11 protein-coding genes are annotated in these 15,849 nt (G+C 59.7%); 3 read left to right on the top strand and 8 right to left on the bottom strand.

Annotated features, from left to right (window positions below):
* Nucleotides 1–8: 8 nt before the first annotated feature.
* The 5 genes from ACIREA_RS02820 to ACIREA_RS02840 all read right to left on the bottom strand — a co-directional run bounded on the left by ACIREA_RS02820 (nt 9) and on the right by ACIREA_RS02840 (nt 9,638).
* The gene (locus ACIREA_RS02820; RefSeq protein WP_397380339.1) at nt 9–3,740 is read right to left on the bottom strand and encodes a family 16 glycoside hydrolase; all 3,732 of its coding nucleotides are present in this window, start codon (nt 3,738–3,740) and stop codon (nt 9–11) included.
* 84 nt (nt 3,741–3,824) lie between these two features.
* Entirely contained in the window at nt 3,825–5,237 is a 1,413-nt protein-coding gene (locus ACIREA_RS02825; RefSeq protein WP_397380341.1) for a sulfatase-like hydrolase/transferase, read from the bottom strand.
* Nucleotides 5,238–5,260: 23 nt separating this feature from the next.
* Complete coding sequence (locus ACIREA_RS02830) at nt 5,261–6,655, bottom strand: sulfatase (RefSeq protein ID WP_397380343.1); 1,395 nt, start codon at nt 6,653–6,655, stop codon at nt 5,261–5,263.
* A gap of 46 nt (nt 6,656–6,701) precedes the next feature.
* Nucleotides 6,702–8,132 (bottom strand): sulfatase, encoded by a 1,431-nt coding sequence (locus tag ACIREA_RS02835; protein WP_397380345.1) that lies wholly within the window; start codon nt 8,130–8,132, stop codon nt 6,702–6,704.
* A 36-nt stretch (nt 8,133–8,168) separates the two neighbouring features.
* On the bottom strand, nt 8,169–9,638 hold the full coding sequence (locus tag ACIREA_RS02840) for a sulfatase (protein ID WP_397380347.1): 1,470 nt from the start codon (nt 9,636–9,638) through the stop codon (nt 8,169–8,171).
* Nucleotides 9,639–9,715: 77 nt separating this feature from the next.
* Here ACIREA_RS02840 and ACIREA_RS02845 point away from each other — a divergent pair, with 77 nt between their 5' ends.
* Complete coding sequence (locus ACIREA_RS02845; protein WP_397380349.1) at nt 9,716–10,189, top strand: hypothetical protein; 474 nt, start codon at nt 9,716–9,718, stop codon at nt 10,187–10,189.
* 4 nt (nt 10,190–10,193) lie between these two features.
* On the opposite strand, the gene ACIREA_RS02850 is transcribed toward ACIREA_RS02845, so the two are convergent.
* Both ACIREA_RS02850 and ACIREA_RS02855 read right to left on the bottom strand, forming a co-directional pair.
* Nucleotides 10,194–11,336, bottom strand: coding sequence for a cytochrome P450 (locus tag ACIREA_RS02850; protein WP_397380351.1), 1,143 nt, complete (start codon nt 11,334–11,336; stop codon nt 10,194–10,196).
* A 102-nt stretch (nt 11,337–11,438) separates the two neighbouring features.
* A complete protein-coding gene (locus ACIREA_RS02855) occupies nt 11,439–12,836 on the bottom strand; it encodes a sulfatase (RefSeq protein WP_397380353.1) in 1,398 nt (465 codons plus the stop codon).
* A gap of 80 nt (nt 12,837–12,916) precedes the next feature.
* On the opposite strand from ACIREA_RS02855, the gene ACIREA_RS02860 reads away from it, so the two are divergent.
* Both ACIREA_RS02860 and ACIREA_RS02865 read left to right on the top strand, forming a co-directional pair.
* A complete protein-coding gene (locus ACIREA_RS02860; protein ID WP_397380354.1) occupies nt 12,917–13,243 on the top strand; it encodes a DUF6922 domain-containing protein in 327 nt (108 codons plus the stop codon).
* A 23-nt stretch (nt 13,244–13,266) separates the two neighbouring features.
* On the top strand, nt 13,267–13,812 hold the full coding sequence (locus ACIREA_RS02865) for a nucleotidyl transferase AbiEii/AbiGii toxin family protein (protein ID WP_397380356.1): 546 nt from the start codon (nt 13,267–13,269) through the stop codon (nt 13,810–13,812).
* A 7-nt stretch (nt 13,813–13,819) separates the two neighbouring features.
* On the opposite strand, the gene ACIREA_RS02870 is transcribed toward ACIREA_RS02865, so the two are convergent.
* The coding region (locus ACIREA_RS02870) for a c-type cytochrome (RefSeq protein ID WP_397380358.1) at nt 13,820–15,849 on the bottom strand (2,030 nt) is incomplete at its 5' end.

A 15,849-nucleotide genomic window follows, 5' to 3' on the forward strand; every position in this document is an offset into this window, starting at 1 on the left:
TGCTGATCTCACTTCTTGAACATCTTGTTCCGCTTGTCTCCACCGGAGAGGATGTAGGCAATGAGGTCGGCCACTTCGTCCGGATTCATGCTGTTGATCAGGCCCGGAGGCATGAGAGAAACTGGTGACACTTTGCGGCTCTGCACATCGGTGTTACGGACTTCTGTGATTTGACCGGGAGCGGCAGGGTTGGTGGCGACCTGCAGCATACCGCCTTCTTCACCGGTGATGCGACCCACCACCGTGCCGCCGTTCTTCAGCGCGATGACGCTGCTCTCATACTGGTCTGAGATGACCTTGCTGGGATCGACGATGTTTTCCATCAGATCGCGCAGCGTGTAGCGATTTCCCGCACCAGTGAGATCCGGGCCCACGCCTCCGCCTTCAGCGCCGAGACGATGACAGGCCTGGCAGGCAGCGGCGATGAAGAGTTCGTGACCGCGCTCGAAATTGCGTCCGCGCTGCAGGTTCTTCGCGAAGGCCACGACTTCATCGACACTGTAGTTCTTCCCGGGGCCCTTCGGCGGATGAATCACGGCCGGTGCGGCATTCTGAATTTTCGGTGTGGCGAGGATTGCGAGTTTCGTGCGCTCGCTCACATCCGGCACCGAGGCCAGCGCATCGGTTCGGATGGTATCGATGAAACCACGGAACTGATTGCCACCCAGCCACGGCCCGGTGCTGGCAAACCACGTGAAGAACTCGCGGCGCAGTTCGGGCGTCCAGCCTTCCTTGGTGAAGCGAATGCCATAAGCGTAGGCGATCTGCTGTTGATTTGGCCGCGCCTCGCCACTGCGCAAGAAGTTGGGGCCGTAGCGGTCATTGCGCGCCATGCGCTCCACGGAAAGCCATGAGACGGGATCATCCTTCGCCGAGCGCATGAGCTTGATCGTCTTAGCCACGACTTCGGAAGAACCCAGCGCCGCCAGCGTGCGTGACAGCTCACGATTCAGATCATTCGTCTTCGCAGGAAACACCGCATCGAGTCGAGCGATGGTTTGCGTGAGCGCGTCGCCCTCCGGCAGCCCATTGCGTGAAACGACGACCTGATACACGCGCACCAGCGCGATCTGCTGCGCGGCATCAAGCTTGGCATAATCAAGCGCATTGAGCAGCGTCAGCAGCGCGGCCTGATTTTCCTTCCCGCCAAAACGCCCGAGCGCAAGACCGCTCTCAATCACCGCCCACGGTTCGGTTTGTTTCAGCGCACGTGCAGCCCACAGCTTCGCAGGCTGGCGCTCAATGGCCACGCGCGCGGCGTAGCGCAGCAGACGGTCCGCGTGTCCGAGATACGGCCATGCCTTGTCGATGGCTTCGGGGCCGGTTCCTTCTTCGTGCAGGCGCTCGAGTTCCACGCGCAGCTTGTGCTCGGGCGTCTCGGTGGGTACGGCAGCAGGCGCGGTGCTTTCCTTGCCTTCATAGGTCACACGATAGAGCGCCGACTGCGTGCGCCGTCCGCCAATGGCGAAATACATCGCCCCATCCTTGCCGATGACGGCATCCGTGAGCGGCAAAGGTTTGCCATAAATGAACTCCTCCAGCTTTGCCTCATAACCCGCACCCTTGGGTGTGAGGTGCACGGCATAGAGCGTTCCATAGGTCCAGTCGCACGCATAAATAGCGTGCTGGTACTTCGCCGGAAACGCCGCCCCGAGACCGGAGACGACACCCGTTGGACAACCGGGCCCCACATCGACAAGCGGTGGAATGATGTCCGGGCAGTAGCCCAGCAGCTTGCCCGAAGACTCGCGGAAGCCGTAGTCACCGCCGCTGACGACATGATAAATGCGCGTGGGCCGGTACCACGGGGTGCCGGCATCCCACTCCATGTCGCTGTCATAGGTGAAGAGGTCGCCAAGGGCATTGAACGCAGTGTCAAAGTGATTGCGCATGCCGTCTGCGATCATCTCAAAGCGTTTGCCATCCGGCGAGACCTTGAGGCTGAAAGCCTGGGGTTCCGTGTCGGAGAACTCCGCCCCCTTGCTCGTGCGCGGCACGATTTGATCATCGGCAAAGGGCCGCGATCCACGCGTGTGCTCGATCTGCGGCTGCGCGGTGCCGTTGCCGCAGGACAGATAGAGACTCTTTCCATCAGGCGAGAGCGTGATGCTGTGGTTCCCATGCTCGCCCTGGCCTTTGATCTCGCGCAGCAGCGTCTTTTCATCAAACTGGCCTGTGCCTTTCGTGTCTCGCAGACGATACAGGCCCGCGACATTCGGCTTCTCATTCACCAGCGCGTACAAGCTGTCGAAAGCGTACAGCAAACCATGCGCGCCGTTGATCTCCGCACTGAGCTTCTCCACCTGCGCCTTGTCACCGCTGCCCACCGGCGGCGGGGTGATGCGGAAAAGTCCACCGTATTGATCCGTCGCGAGCAGTCGGCCCTTGTCATCGACCGTGAGCCCAACCCAGGAGCCTTCATCGGCTTTCGAAACCTTGTGGATCAGCTCCACCTTGAACCCCGGCAGGGCCTTGATGTCGGCAGGGGCGGTGACTTCGTCCGAAGTCGCTGATGGGTTCTTCACACGATCTTTGCTGAAGATCTCGCCATACGGCTTCTTGCCATACGTGTTCACTACTTTCGCAGGCTTCCACTCTTCAGTCTTCGGAGCCGCAGCCGACCAAGAGGCATCGGTGAAGATGCTGCGCTCGGTGCCATCGGTGAGCGTCACGGTCAGCACTGCGAGAAAACCGGCCGCACTGCCTTTGTTCGTGGCTTCTGCGCGCAGTTCGTTCATCCCGCGCTTGAGCGCCTTCGTCACATCCGCCTGCGTGGGCCGCTGCCAGTCGGGATTCGTCAGCACGAGTTCGCCATTGAGGAATACCTGTGCGCCGTTGTCACAGCTCACACGCAAAGTCGCCCTTTTGACCGTCACATCTCCGAAATTAAACTCCTTCTTCAATCTCGCAGCGTCTTTGGCCGTGGGCGCATCGCTCCACAGCCACTTCCACTCCGCCGTCGCCTCTCCTTTTGCGATTGGCGTGACCGTCTCAGCTTTCGGCTGCACTTTGGCCTTCGTTTCCACTGGCTTCGCGTTGGCAATCACGCTCTTGTTAAAAGCCGCCACTCCGCCCTCCGGCAGTTCCTTGAGCATCACATCCTTGATCTGCACCTTCATCGCCGGACCGCGATGAATTTGAAAGGCGAGAATGCCTTCGAGCAGCTGCGTCTTTGCACCAAAGTCGAGCAGGTCGATGGTCTCCTGACCGTCGATCTTATGAACAAGCTGGTTCCCCTGCGCGATGACCGTGTACTCATGCCACTCGGCAATATCCACCTTCACCGGCTCATGCTCACGGACAAGCCACTTCACCCCCTCGGGATCGATCACCACACTCTGCCCGTTTTGCACGAGGATGCCGCCCCACTTCTCGCCATAGACCATCGCGTTGTTCGGAGCTGCAGGATGAATGTCGCACTGATACCCGCCCACCGACCACTTGCCAGTCTCAGGGAATTCGCGGCTGCGGTACTGGATGCCCGTGTTATTGCCCGCTTGCTTCACCTTCACCCGAAGCTCAAAGTTTTTCAGCACTCCGCCGCGCCAGATGAGAAACTGATTGTACTTGAGCTGCTCCGGCCCGGTTGTTTTTCCTGTGATGCAGCCATCCTCCACAGACCACAGCTCGGGATTGCCATCCCAGGCGGTGAGGTCCTTGCCGTTGAAGAGCGGTTTGAAGCCCTCCTGAGCCAAAGCTAAGGAGGTAAACAGGAAGGAGAGAAGAAGGAGACGGGTCATGGTGGCGAGCGTGGTTAAACGAAGTAGCAGTAAGGAAATACCGGCAAAGGATGTGTCGGATTCGGCAAAACGGCAGATGCCGTCCTATTTTCTGGCCTTCTTCTTCGGCTGTTCAATCAAGGCGGTGGCCTCGTGGCCCACCTGGCCGGGGATCACGGCGTCTTTGAGAAACTCGGCCAGTCGCGCACGCATGGTGGCGGTGCGTTCAGGCTCTTTGGCAGCAAGGTTTTCCTTTTCACCGATATCTGTTGCTAGGTTGTAGAGCGCAAGAGTTTCACCGGACTCAGCAGCCTTGGGCTTGCCCTTCTTACCTTTGCCTTTTCCTTTGGCACCACCTGCGGGGGCTTCTTCGCTGTCGGCATCGCTGCCGTTCATGACGAGCTTCCAGTCGCCCATGCGCAGTGCAGCCACGGTGGGAGACTGCACGCAGAGGATGGCATCGTGCGGTGACGGTGCGCCTTGTGTGAGCATGGGCCACACGTCCTTGCCATCCAGTGCAGTCTTTTGCTCCAAGGTGCCACCGGCGAGCTTCACGAGGGTGGGATACCAGTCCACGGTGTGCATGGGCTCTTTGACGCGTTTGCCTGCAGGGATGTGGCCGGGCCAGTTGGCAAAGGCGCAGCCGCGCACGCCGCCTTCGTAGATGCTGCCTTTGAACGCGCGCAAAGGGGTGTTGGTGCCGGGAGGCGGGCCGCCGTTGTCGGTGGAGAAAATGATGAGCGTATTCTCGCGCTGGCCGGTGCTTTCCAAGGCGGCGACGATCTGGCCGATGGCTTCGTCCACAGCGGAGAGCATTCCGGCGAGTTTTTGCCGGGCACCTTTCAGCTCGCCGTAGGGCTTGAGGTATTCATCCGGCACCTCGAGCGGTGAGTGCACGCCGTTGAACGGTACGTAGAGAAAGAGGGGCTTGGTTTTATCCTTCTCCGTGATGATGCGGCAGGCTTCGCGAGAGAGAAGATGAGTGGTGTATCCCTCTTCTTTGATCTGCTGGCCATCGCGATACCAATCGAGATCCTGGCCGCGCAGGTGGGTGAAGTAGTCGAGCATGCCAAAGTAGTGGCCGTAATGATGATCAAAGCCGCGTGCGGTGGGCAGGTACGCGGGCTCGAATTCGCCGAGGTGCCATTTGCCGGTGATGGCGGTGGCGTAGCCGGCATCATGCAGTGCATTGGCCAGGGTGCGCTCGGTGAGCGGCAGGCCCCAAGTGGCATGCGGACGCACGATGGTGTAAACGCCCGTGTGCGTGGCATAACGACCCGTCATCAACGCCGCTCGTGTTGGCGAGCACACCGGCTGCACGTAGAGAGATTCCAGCACCGTGCCCGCAGCGGCCAGTTTGTCGATGTTCGGCGTGTGGATGTCTTTGCCGCCATTGAAGCCGCAGTCGGCGTAGCCGAGATCGTCGATGAGCAGGAAGACGATGTTGGGCTGTTTTTCGACAGCGAATGACGATGCCAAAAGAAGGAACGACGAAAAGAGGAGGGTGATGATTTTCATGGGAAGTGAACAAAGATGAGCCGTCATTTGGCCTTCTTCTTTTTGCCAGCGCCGGGATCGACCATGGTGACGGGCTCACCGATCAGCAGCGGCTTGCCAAAGACGGTCTGCTTGTCGCCCTGCTGCTGCATCCAGGCATCCACGTCGGCGCGCATTTCACGCAGGCGCCCGGCCTGCGCAGGGGCATCGGCGAGGTTGTGAAGTTCCAACGGATCGTTCTTCAGATCGTAAAGCTCCTCCGCCGGACGCACGGAATAGCGTTTCAAGACAGCCGCTGCTTCCGGTTTGGTCTCGGCGGCGTTAAGCCAGCTCTGCCAGTAGTTGAACCCGCTGTTCACATTGGTTGAGCGCGAGATGTGCGTGTGATGCTGAAACTCGGGATGCAGATTGCGGATGTATTTCCAGTCACGCGAGCGGACGCTGCGGATCGGATAGACATTGAAGTCGCCATCTCCGCTGTGCGTGGTGAAGATTTTTTCCCGGTGCGTCGTCGTTTTCCCCAGAAGAACGGCGGCAAACGAGTTGCCATCAATGCCTTCAGGCACAGCGCCGCCGCCGAGTTCGATGAAGGTGGGCAGCAGGTCCGGCCAGGAAATCATGGCGTCATTGGTCGAGGCGGGCTGCAAATGGCCGGGCCATGCCACGATGAAGGGGATGCGGATGCCGGCATCGTAGAGGTTCCATTTGGCAAAGGGCCACTGCGCGCCGTGATCGGCGGTGTAGATGAAGAGCGTGTCCCCCTTCACTCTGTCTTTGGCCAGCGCGCGCAGTTCGCCAAGCAGGGTGTCTGAGCGTGTGATGTCCGAGCAGTAGCGGGCGCGCTGTTCGCGGGTGCCCGCTGTGTCCACATGCGTGGGTGGCAGCTTCAGCTTGGCAGCATCGTAGCCTGCATTTTCACCCCAGGGCACATGCGGATGATGGGTGCCGAAGAACAGGCAGAGCGGTTTCGATGCATTTCGGTTGGAGAGGAATTTTCCCACTTCGACGGTGTCGATGTCGCCTTGCTGCTGGCCGCCAGTGACGTCGAAGCCGTGGTCCTTCGCGTAATTGCCATGGGCGACTTTGCCAAAGGCCGCCACCTCATAGCCCAGCGCGTGAAGCACGGGCGGCAGCGAGCTTACATTGGGATTCTTCCCCCGATGATTTGGCTCCGCGCCATTGCGCGCCGGCCACAGACCCGTGCAGAGCGTGGTGCGGCTCGGGCCGCAGGCCGGGGAGGCAATGAAGGCGTGGGAGAACTTCATGCCCTCCGCCGCCAGCTTGGCCATGTGCGGCGTGCGGATATCCGTGGACCCGTAGGGTTCGGAGTCCAGCATGCTGTGATCGTCCGAGATGAAGACGACGATGTTTGGCTTTTCGGCGGCAAAAAGCGGCAGGCTCAGGAGAGCCGCGAGGAACACGAAAGGCTGGAGGGACATGGGCCGGTAACGAACGATTTTGAATCAACATCTCAACAAATGCGCATCAGGGTGCCGCCTGCTTTTTCTTCTTTGCCTTTTTCGGGGTGAAGGTCTCTTGCTTCGCGTTTGGATCAAAGTTCGGATTGGGCGTCGGCATCAGTGCGCCGACTCCCTTCCGCCAAGCGATGAGCTTCGCATGCAGCTCCTTCACCTTGTCAGGCTGTGCAGCGGCCAGATTGTTCTTTTCGCCGATGTCCTGAGGGATGTTGTAAAGCTCAAGCGCGCCGTCCTCGTGCCACTCAATGAGTTTCCAGTCGCCATGGCGGATGGTGGTGCATGGCGGGCCGCCTTGATTGGCATAGTGAGGGTAGTGCCAGAAGAGCGGCTTTCCACGCGCGGCGGACTCACCTTTCAGCAAGGGCAGGAAGCTCACGCCATCGAGATGCTGCTCGGGTTTCAACGGCTGGCCTGCGAGTTGCAGCAGCGTGGGATAAAAATCTGTGCTGATAACGGGTGAATCGCAGGTTGTGTCCGGCTTGGTCACGCCGGGAGCCACGACGATCATCGGCTCGCGCACACCGCCTTCATAGGGCCAGCCTTTGCCGGCACGCAGCGGAAGATTCGAGGTGGGATGTCCTTCGGCAGTGGCGAGGCCGCCATTGTCAGACATGAAGACGACGATTGTTTTCTCTGTGAGCCCGTTCTTCTCCAGAGTGGTGAGCACGCGACCAATGGCCGTGTCAAACTGCTCCAGCATCGCGGCATAGACCGGATTGTTTTGCACGAGGCGCACTTGGTTCGTCCGCTCCTGGCCCCAGGCATCGGCAGGTGCCTGCTTGGCCTTTTCCTGCCACTTCGCCACGAGGTCGGCACGTGCGCCGATGGGCACATGCGGTGCGTTGTAGGGAAGGTAGGCGTAGAAGGGTTTGTCTTTGTTCGCCTCGATGAAGTTCACCGCCGCATCGGTGATGCTGTCGGTGTTCTTCGGATCGTCCTGCTTTTTGCCCTTGCCGCCCTTCGGTCCGGTGCTTTCGCTTTCATCATGAGTGAAGCCCTGATCGCGCGGCATGAAGCCCGCGCCGCCCAGGTGCCATTTGCCGGCAAAGAACGTCTCATAACCCGCATCGCGCAGGGATTCCGCTATGGTGACCTCCGCCAGCGGCAGCTGACCTGCATTCGGCGCTGGCAGCAGTTTGCCCGCACGACCTCCAGGAATGAAATTGGTGATGCCAAAGCGCGGCGGATATTTCCCGGTCATGAGACTGCCACGCGTGGGAGAGCACACACAGCAGGCTGCATAACCCTGCGTGAACTTCATCCCCCGCTTCGCCAGCCCGTCGATGTTCGGCGTTTTATAAAACGTCTTCGGGTTGAATGCACCGATGTCCATCTGACCGAGGTCATCGGCGAGGATGAAAACGATGTTGGGTTTTGTCTCCGCAAAGAGGGATGTGACAAGGGTGCAAAGGAGCAATGCGAGGAACTGGATTTTCATGGCGTGGAGAAGGATGTGAAAGAAACAAAATGATCTTCAAGGCAGCGAAGGCAGAATCATGGTGTTGTCCTGGGTGTCTGCGTGCCATTGTTTCAGGGGAGCATAGAGACGTTCGAGGTGCTGGCGCTGCGCGGGGTCGGCAGCCAGGTTGTGGAGTTCGTCGGGATCACTTTGGAGATCGTAGAGCTCGATCAGTGGGGGTTTTCCACCCAGGGCGTGCGGGTCCATTTCCTGCAGGATGCGATAGGCTTCGGGAAACTGGGCTTTGACGCGCACGGTCTCGCCGTAGATGCGATTGATCCAGGGTTTCATATCACGGAGGTCGGCATTGATGACCTTGGGCTCATCGAGATGGCTGCGGACGATGAGCTGATGCGTGGCGTCGATCACACTGCGCTCCTCCATGCCGCGCTGCTGGTTCAAGGAGCGGCCGGAGACCTCACTGAAGATGAAGTCATGGCCTTTGGCTTTGGCGTCTGGCTTGCTTTCGAGCAGGGGTCTGAGGCTGATGCCGTGGAGCGTTGAATCATACGGAATGCCGAGCACATCCAGCAGAGTGGGCAAGAGGTCGAGCTCACTGACCAATGCATTGCTCACGAGCGGTTTGCCTCCGGGAAGGCGAATGACGAGCGGAATGTGCAGGCCCAGATGAAACGGAGTCATCTTGCCATGCTGGTAGGCCGGGCCGTGATCCCCCATGAAGATGACGAGGGTATTCGCTTCCTGCCCGGACTCCCGCAACGCGGCCATGACCTCGCCGACGATCTGGTCGTTGTGCTGCACACCGTCAAGATACTCGGCCCAATCACGGCGTGCGACGGGTGTGTCCGGCAGATGCGCGGGCAGTTTCACCTTTGCGGGGTCAATGGTGATGGGCTGCTTCTCGCTGTTCACAAACGGCCGGTGCGTGTAGGTCGTGCTGTTGTGCAGCAGGAACCACGGCTTGCCTGCGGACCGTTTGATGACTGCGGTGAGGGCTTGCTTGGAGCCAGCCTTCGGGATGAAGTCATTGTAGGGAAAGCGTTCGTTCGGAGCGATGTGGAGCTTCCCGCACACTGCGGTGTGATAGCCCTGCGCGGCGAGCACCTCGACCATCGTGGCGCCCTGGGAGCGGATGTGCGTGTGCAGGTAGGGCGGAGCTTGTTTCTCCGCTTCCGTGAGTTTGGCGGCTGGCTTGAGGTAGTTGTTGGTGTTGTTGACCAAGCCGTTCGTGTGCGAGTGCAGACCGGTCATGATGCAGGCCTTTGATGCCGAGCAAACTGGATACCCCACATAGGCCCGGCGAAACAACGCCCCGCCGGCCGCCAGCGCATCCATGTGGGGCGTTATGACATCAGTCGTGCCCAGAGCGCCCATGTGCGCGCCTTGATCCTCGGTGAGAATGAAGAGGATGTTGGGGCGCTGCTCCGCTGCGAATGACGAGAGAACGCTGAAGAATGACAATACGAGAATGGCCGGGATGCGATGCATGGTGGGTGGTGCGCGTGTAACGAAGGGCTCTGTCATGACATCTCAGCAAAAACTGTGTCGGATTCAGCATGCAGGCTTGTCATTCAACTGGCGGCATTTTAGTTTTTCGCGCCATGACCTCGAAATCGACCGCCGGTTCCTCGACTGCCGCCGCCACCAAGCAGGCCGCTGAATATGCCATCTACAAACCCAATGGTCGCGGTACTGGCGGGGTGATCCGTTTCGAGTTCAACCGCAGCAAAGGCGCTGTGTTTGTGGATGCGGCTTCGCAGAGCGGTGAGAAGCAGTTCGACTGGGAGCAGAAGATCACCATGAAGTGGGGGCTCTCGGATCTCGGTGCTGTGCTGGCGACGCTGCAGGGCCGGCAGGAGCAGGCGAAGCTTTTCCACCAGTCTGAGAAGGCCAACAGCGCCTTTGAGCTGACCTTTCGCGATGATCCGCAGAAGGCGCCGTACTTCATGAGCATGTCACGTCAGGACGCGGCGTCGAAGAGCGTGAAGAAGGTCACGATTCCCGTCACGCATTCCGAGGCCGTGATTCTTGAGACTGCGCTGCGGGCGGCAATCACGAGGCTGATTGGGTGGTGAGGTTTTAGAGGGCTTCCATCTTCACCGTCAGCGAGTTGTAGCCGAGAGTGCGGTCAAACTTAGCTTCATGCTCGACGCGTTCTTCGGCTTTGAGAATGGTGATGCTCTTCACGCGTTCGCAGCACAGACGCAGCAGCGTGCGCAGGATGAGACGTGCGTGCGGAGCGCCGAGGCAGAGATGGGTGCCGAAGCCGAAGGAGAGATGCGGGTTGGGCTTGCGGTCGAGGCGGACTTCCTCGGGTGCCGGGAAGGCGTTGGCGTCGAAGTTGGCGGAGGCCCAGGCGAGGGAGATTCGGTCGCCTGCTTTGACGGTGGTGCCATTGACATCGGTGTCTGCGGGACAGACGCGGCCAATATGGGTGAGCGGCATGAAGACGCGGAAGAACTCCTCGCTGGCGAGGGTGATGCGCTTGGGATCTTCGCGCAGAAATTCCAGGGCTTCAGGATGTTCGGCCAGATAACCTAGGGCGCATGAGATTGTGTGGATGATGGTGTCACGCCCGCCGGCGAAGGCGAGATTGGCGAAGCCCATCATCTCCTCACGCGTGAGTTTGCGCCCGCGATACTCTGCCTGCGTGAGAGCGCTGAAGAAGTCTGCGTCAGGATTCGTCTCGGCGCGGTCGAACTGCGCGTGGAGGTAGTCTTCCAGCACGTTGCCCGTTTTAAACTCGCCGCCAGTGACTTTGAAGACATGGATGCCCCAGCCGATCCAGGTTTCGCCTTCGGACGCAGGCACGTTGAGCAGGTGGGTCAGGGCACGTGACTGGATGGGCAGCGCGAACTCGTTGACGATCTCAATCGAGTCGCGGTTCAGTGCTTGCGTGAGCATGCCTTCCATCAGCGCGTCCACCTGCGCGATCATCGCGGGATCTTTGGAGCGTTGGAAAAACGGCTCCACGATGGCGCGGTAGTCGGTGTGTTCCGGTGGATTCGTTTCGATGGGGAGCTGACGCATGGTCCGCACCGCCTCCTCCGAAGGGATCGGCACGCGGAAGGGCGCATCCGAGCTGAAGGTCTGCCAGTCCTTCGCCGCCTTGCGCACGTCTTCGTGGCGCAGGATCATGGTGATGTCTTCGCCATGAAAGGGGCACTGCAGCACGCCAGTGGCGGTGCGGACTTCGCGGAAGGGGTCGGAGAAAGCGGGCATAGGAGGAGAATGACGAATCATCAACGCTGAACGCGAGACGCTTTCAGTGCAATGTTTGCTCTTTGTAGAATGATGCCTGCGGCCTTTGCTAAGGCCGTTTGCTCACTTCTTTTTCGCCTTGCCGGCCTTCGCTGCTGGCTTCTGGGGGGCGGTGGGGTCTTCGTTGACGGCACCATGCCACTGCGGCGCGATGTTTTTGGTATTCCAGTCGTCCCAGGCCTTGGAGAGTTGGGCGACGAGTTCGGGCTTGTCGGCGGCAAGGTCGTGCTGCTCGCCGATGTCGGTGCTCAGATCGTAAAGCTGCCAGCCGGACTGGGTCTTGGCCTCCATGTCGCGGACATCGACGAGTTTCCAGTTTCCCTGGCGGATGGCTTTCTGGGGGCCGAAACGCCAGGCGAGGGTGTCGTGCGGTGCAGCGGTGACTTCGCCTTTGAGATAAGGCAGGAGATTCACTCCTTCGACGCCCTCAGGTTGTTTCGCTTGAGTCGCCGCGCAGGCCGTGGGCAGGATGTCCATGGCGCTCACCGGTTGGTCATAGGTTTTGCCGGCGGGCAGCTTGCCAGACCAGCTCACGAAAAACGGCACTCGAATGCCTCCTTCGAGCGTCTGGCCTTTGTCGCCACGCAGCGGTGTGTTGAGGCCAGTGTTGTAGGCAAAGAAGGGTTTCTTGCCGGAGCCGCCGTTGTCGCTGAAGAAGAACACGAGGGTGTTCGGGTGTTTGGCTTTGAGCTCGGCGGTGATGCGACCCACGGAGTCGTCGAGTCCTAGCAGCAGCGAGAGGTAGCCGCGGCGGTTCGGATCGGTGACATCGGCAGGAATGCGGTCCTTGAGCTTGTCGGCAATCTCCAGCGGTGTGTGCACGGCGTTGTAGGCAAGGTAGAGGAACCATGGCTTGGCGGTGTTGCGGTTCATGAAGCCGAGGGCTTCATCAGTGAAGAGATCCGTGGTGTAGCCGTCGAGGTGCTGCAGCTCGCGGCCGCGATAGATCATGTTGTGCGAATGCGCGGAGCCGAACTCAGGCTCGGCATCCTTGTGCAGCAGGAAATTGTGCCCACCGACGAGAAAGCCCAGGAATTCGTCGAAGCCACGGGACAGTGGATGATGCGCGGCATCGAAGCCCTGATGCCATTTGCCGATGAGTGATGTGGCGTAGCCCGCATCGTGCAGCACATTGGCGATGGTGCGCTGATCCAGCGGCAGGCCGAGCTTGGCCTCATCACCGACATGGGGATTGAACTCATGGCCAAAACGCGTCTGTGATTTGCCCGTGAGAAATCCTGCCCGGGACGGACTGCAATAGGGCGCGGTGACGTAGCCGTTCGTGCAGCGAACGCCACTGGCGGCAAGGGCATCAATGTTCGGCGTGGGCACTGCCTTGCCGCCATGAACTCCGATGTCCGCGTAACCCAAGTCGTCCGCAACGATGACGAGGATGTTGGGTTGCTGGGCAGCAGAGATCGAAGAGCAAACGGCGAAAAGGAGCAGTACAAGGCGTTTCATGGGCGAAAGATAACGATGCAGAGAAGGAGTTCTGGCAGAGTAGAGTTGAGCTTTGGAGAGAGGCGTGTAGCCTTTGTAAAATGAAATCAGCCGCCCCAATCGCCCAAAAAGCGCGGACGCCTCTTGGGCTTCCGGCGGAATGGTTTTGGGATGTGAATCCCGCTCGGCTTAATCCTGACAAGCACGCAGCACAAATCATTGAGCGTGTGCTGGTCGTTGGTGCGATGGAAGGCTGGCGTGCCATTCGTCGGCACTATGGCGATGAAAAACTTAGTGCGGTAGTAACTGGGCTGCGCTCGCTAAGTCCGCAGAATGTCGCTCTGCTCTGTCTGGCACTGAACTTAAAAAAGGAGGATTTTAGATGCTGCACAGCGAAGCCGTTCCCCCAAGCACCCTGGCATTACTGAAGAACCTGTGTTCTCACCAGGCCTTGGATGGTTTCGCCTTGGTGGGCGGGACCTCGCTGGCGCTGCGCTTCGGGCATCGCATGTCGGTGGATCTCGATTTTTTCCGGCCGGAGAAATTCGACAACAAGGCCATTGCTGCGGCTCTCGCGGAAGATTTTCCTTCATTCCAGCTAACCAACGACAACAGCAATGGCATGATGGCCTTTATTGAAAAGGTGAAGGTGGACTTTGTCACTTATCGCTACCCGCTGCTGCATCCTTACGAAACCATTGAGGGCGTGCGATTGATGAGTCTGCAGGATGTGGTGGCCATGAAGCTGGGGGCCATCAGCAACCGTGGTGCGAAGAAGGATTTTTATGATTTGCACACGCTGCTCAAGGAAATCGGGCTGGATGAAATCCTGCGCTGCTATGCACTCAAGTTCCCCAACCACGATCCCATGATTCCGCTGCGCAGCATGATTTACTTTGAAGACGCGGAGGCAACCGAGACTCCGAAGAGTCTCGTCAAAACAACGTGGGCCAAAGTCAAAGCTGAGATTCAGAAGGCCGTGCGCCCGATGCTTTAAGCTCAGCTCACTTCCCAAACATCGCGTTCGTCTTATCGCCGCCGCTGAGGACGTAGGCGAGGAGGTCGAGGATTTCGTCTTTCTTGAGCATGGCGAGGAGCATTGGTGGCATGGGGGAGACGGTGCTGAGCTCGATGCTCTTCACTTCTTTGCGATCCACGTTCACACGCTGGTTCGGATCGGTGAGGTCAGTGTTGAGGGTGACGCCGTCGCCGCTGAGATTCACGACCACGCCGCTCATGATGGAGCCGTCATTCTTGGTGACGATGATGGGTGCGAACTGCTCGTTGATGACCTTGCTGGGGTTGATGATGTTGTCGAGCAGGTCGTGCGGGCTGTAACGTCCGCCAGCGCCGGTGAGATCCGGGCCGGTCATGCCGCCGGCGTTGCCGAAGCGGTGGCAGGTGTAGCAGGCGGCTGCGGTGAACATTTTGCGGCCGTTGTCGAAGCTGCGTTTTTTCATGCCGGTCTTGGTGGCGGCGCTTAGCTCGTCGAGCGTCCACATCGTCGGCGTGCGGCCCACGAACATGGCGCCGACGTTTTCGATGGCGCTCTTCGCCTCGGGTTTCTTGGCGATGAGTTCGGCAAGCTGCGCATTTTCTTCAGGTGTGAAGGTGGCCAGCGAGTCTTTGCGGATGAAGTCGATGAAGATGGCGAAGCTGGCGCCGCCCTTGTAGTTCGCAGCCTTGAGGAGGAACTCGAGCTGCTGGGTGCGGAGCTCCTTGGTCCAGCCGGTTTTCAGGAAGCGCAGGCTGCGGGCGTATTCGATCTGCGGCTCCTGGCTTTCCGCGGCGGCGATGAGGGCCATGCCCTTGGCGGCGGTGTTGGGTGCCTGGAGGTAGGCGAGCGTTTCGGTGAGCAGCCAGTTGAGCTCGAAGTTGTCTGCTGGATAGGCAGGATCGAGCTTCGCGATGATCGCAGCCACTGTGGCGTCGTCTGGATTGCCGAAGCGGTGCAGGACGATCTCGGTGAGGCGCACGTAGGCCATACGCTGCTCGTTGTTAAGCTTCTTGAAGTCACGTTTCAGCAGCGCGGCCCAGAGCTTGTCGCGCATGGCGGTGTTCACGACGTGATCGGGAGTACGATGCGTGGGGCACACGCCCGTCATACGAGTCAGCGCCAGCAGGGCTTCGAGCTGTGCGGTGGCGTTCTTTTCATTGAGCGCCTTGGTTTCCCATTCAGAGACGGGGTTGTGCTCCAGCACGGTGCGTGCGGCACTGCGGATGAAGCGGTCCTTGTCACTGAGATTCGGCCAGGCAAAAGCGACGGCTTTCGAGTCGGCTTTGCCGTGGAAGGCGGCAAGTTCATGACGCAGCTCGCTGGCACGTGTGATCTGTGGCTTGGATGTCACTGGGGCTGTCGATTCCTTCCCGGTGTAAGTCACGCGATAGAGTCCCGACTGCACGCGGCGGCCGCCGATGGTGAAGTACATCGCGCCATCTTGGCCGATGATGGCATCGCTGACTGGCAGCGGGCCGCCGGTGACGAACTCTTCCTTCGTGGCGGTGTAGGTCGATCCGCTGGGCTTGAGATGCACGGCGTAGATTTTTCCCCAGCTCCAGTCGAGCACGAAGAAGGCGTCCTGGTACTTGGCGGGGAACTTCGCGCCATAGCCGAAGGTGGTGCCGGTGGGCGAGCCGGGGCCGATGTTCAGCGTGGCGGGCAGGTTGTCATAGTAGAACTCGGGGTACTTGCCCGCGCCGTTGCGCCAGCCGAATTCCGCGCCGCTGACGACGTGATTGATGCGTGTGGGGCGATACCAGGAAGTGTTGAAGTCATACTCCATGTCGGCGTCATAGACGAAGAGCTCGCCGTCGCGGTTAACACTGCCGTCGAAGATGTTGCGGAAGCCGGAGGCGAAGATTTCGAACTGCTTGCCGTCTGGTGAGACGCGATAAACGATGCCGCCAGGAGCCATGACGTGGCGGTTGTGGCCACGGCCATCGGGCATGCGCGCCAGCAGATGGTCATCTCCCCACAGCTTGGCCACGGGTGAAGTGTCGAGCGTGCCGGCCTTCGGGCCGTCTTTGAGCACGG

The sequence above is a fragment of the Prosthecobacter sp. genome (assembly GCF_044373815.1).
GTDB lineage: Bacteria > Verrucomicrobiota > Verrucomicrobiia > Verrucomicrobiales > Verrucomicrobiaceae > Prosthecobacter.

Bases quoted from the DNA above. Each gene is read 5' to 3' on its own strand.
- ACIREA_RS02830 (WP_397380343.1), bottom strand. From the start codon at position 6,655: ATGTCCCTCCAGCCTTTCGTGTTCCTCGCGGCTCTCCTGAGCCTGCCG.
- ACIREA_RS02825 (WP_397380341.1), bottom strand. From the start codon at position 5,237: ATGAAAATCATCACCCTCCTCTTTTCGTCGTTCCTTCTTTTGGCATCG.
- ACIREA_RS02840 (WP_397380347.1), bottom strand. From the start codon at position 9,638: ATGACAGAGCCCTTCGTTACACGCGCACCACCCACCATGCATCGCATC.
- ACIREA_RS02850 (WP_397380351.1), bottom strand. From the start codon at position 11,336: ATGCCCGCTTTCTCCGACCCCTTCCGCGAAGTCCGCACCGCCACTGGC.
- ACIREA_RS02820 (WP_397380339.1), bottom strand. From the start codon at position 3,740: ATGACCCGTCTCCTTCTTCTCTCCTTCCTGTTTACCTCCTTAGCTTTG.
- ACIREA_RS02845 (WP_397380349.1), top strand. From the start codon at position 9,716: ATGACCTCGAAATCGACCGCCGGTTCCTCGACTGCCGCCGCCACCAAG.
- ACIREA_RS02835 (WP_397380345.1), bottom strand. From the start codon at position 8,132: ATGAAAATCCAGTTCCTCGCATTGCTCCTTTGCACCCTTGTCACATCC.
- ACIREA_RS02860 (WP_397380354.1), top strand. From the start codon at position 12,917: ATGAAATCAGCCGCCCCAATCGCCCAAAAAGCGCGGACGCCTCTTGGG.
- ACIREA_RS02855 (WP_397380353.1), bottom strand. From the start codon at position 12,836: ATGAAACGCCTTGTACTGCTCCTTTTCGCCGTTTGCTCTTCGATCTCT.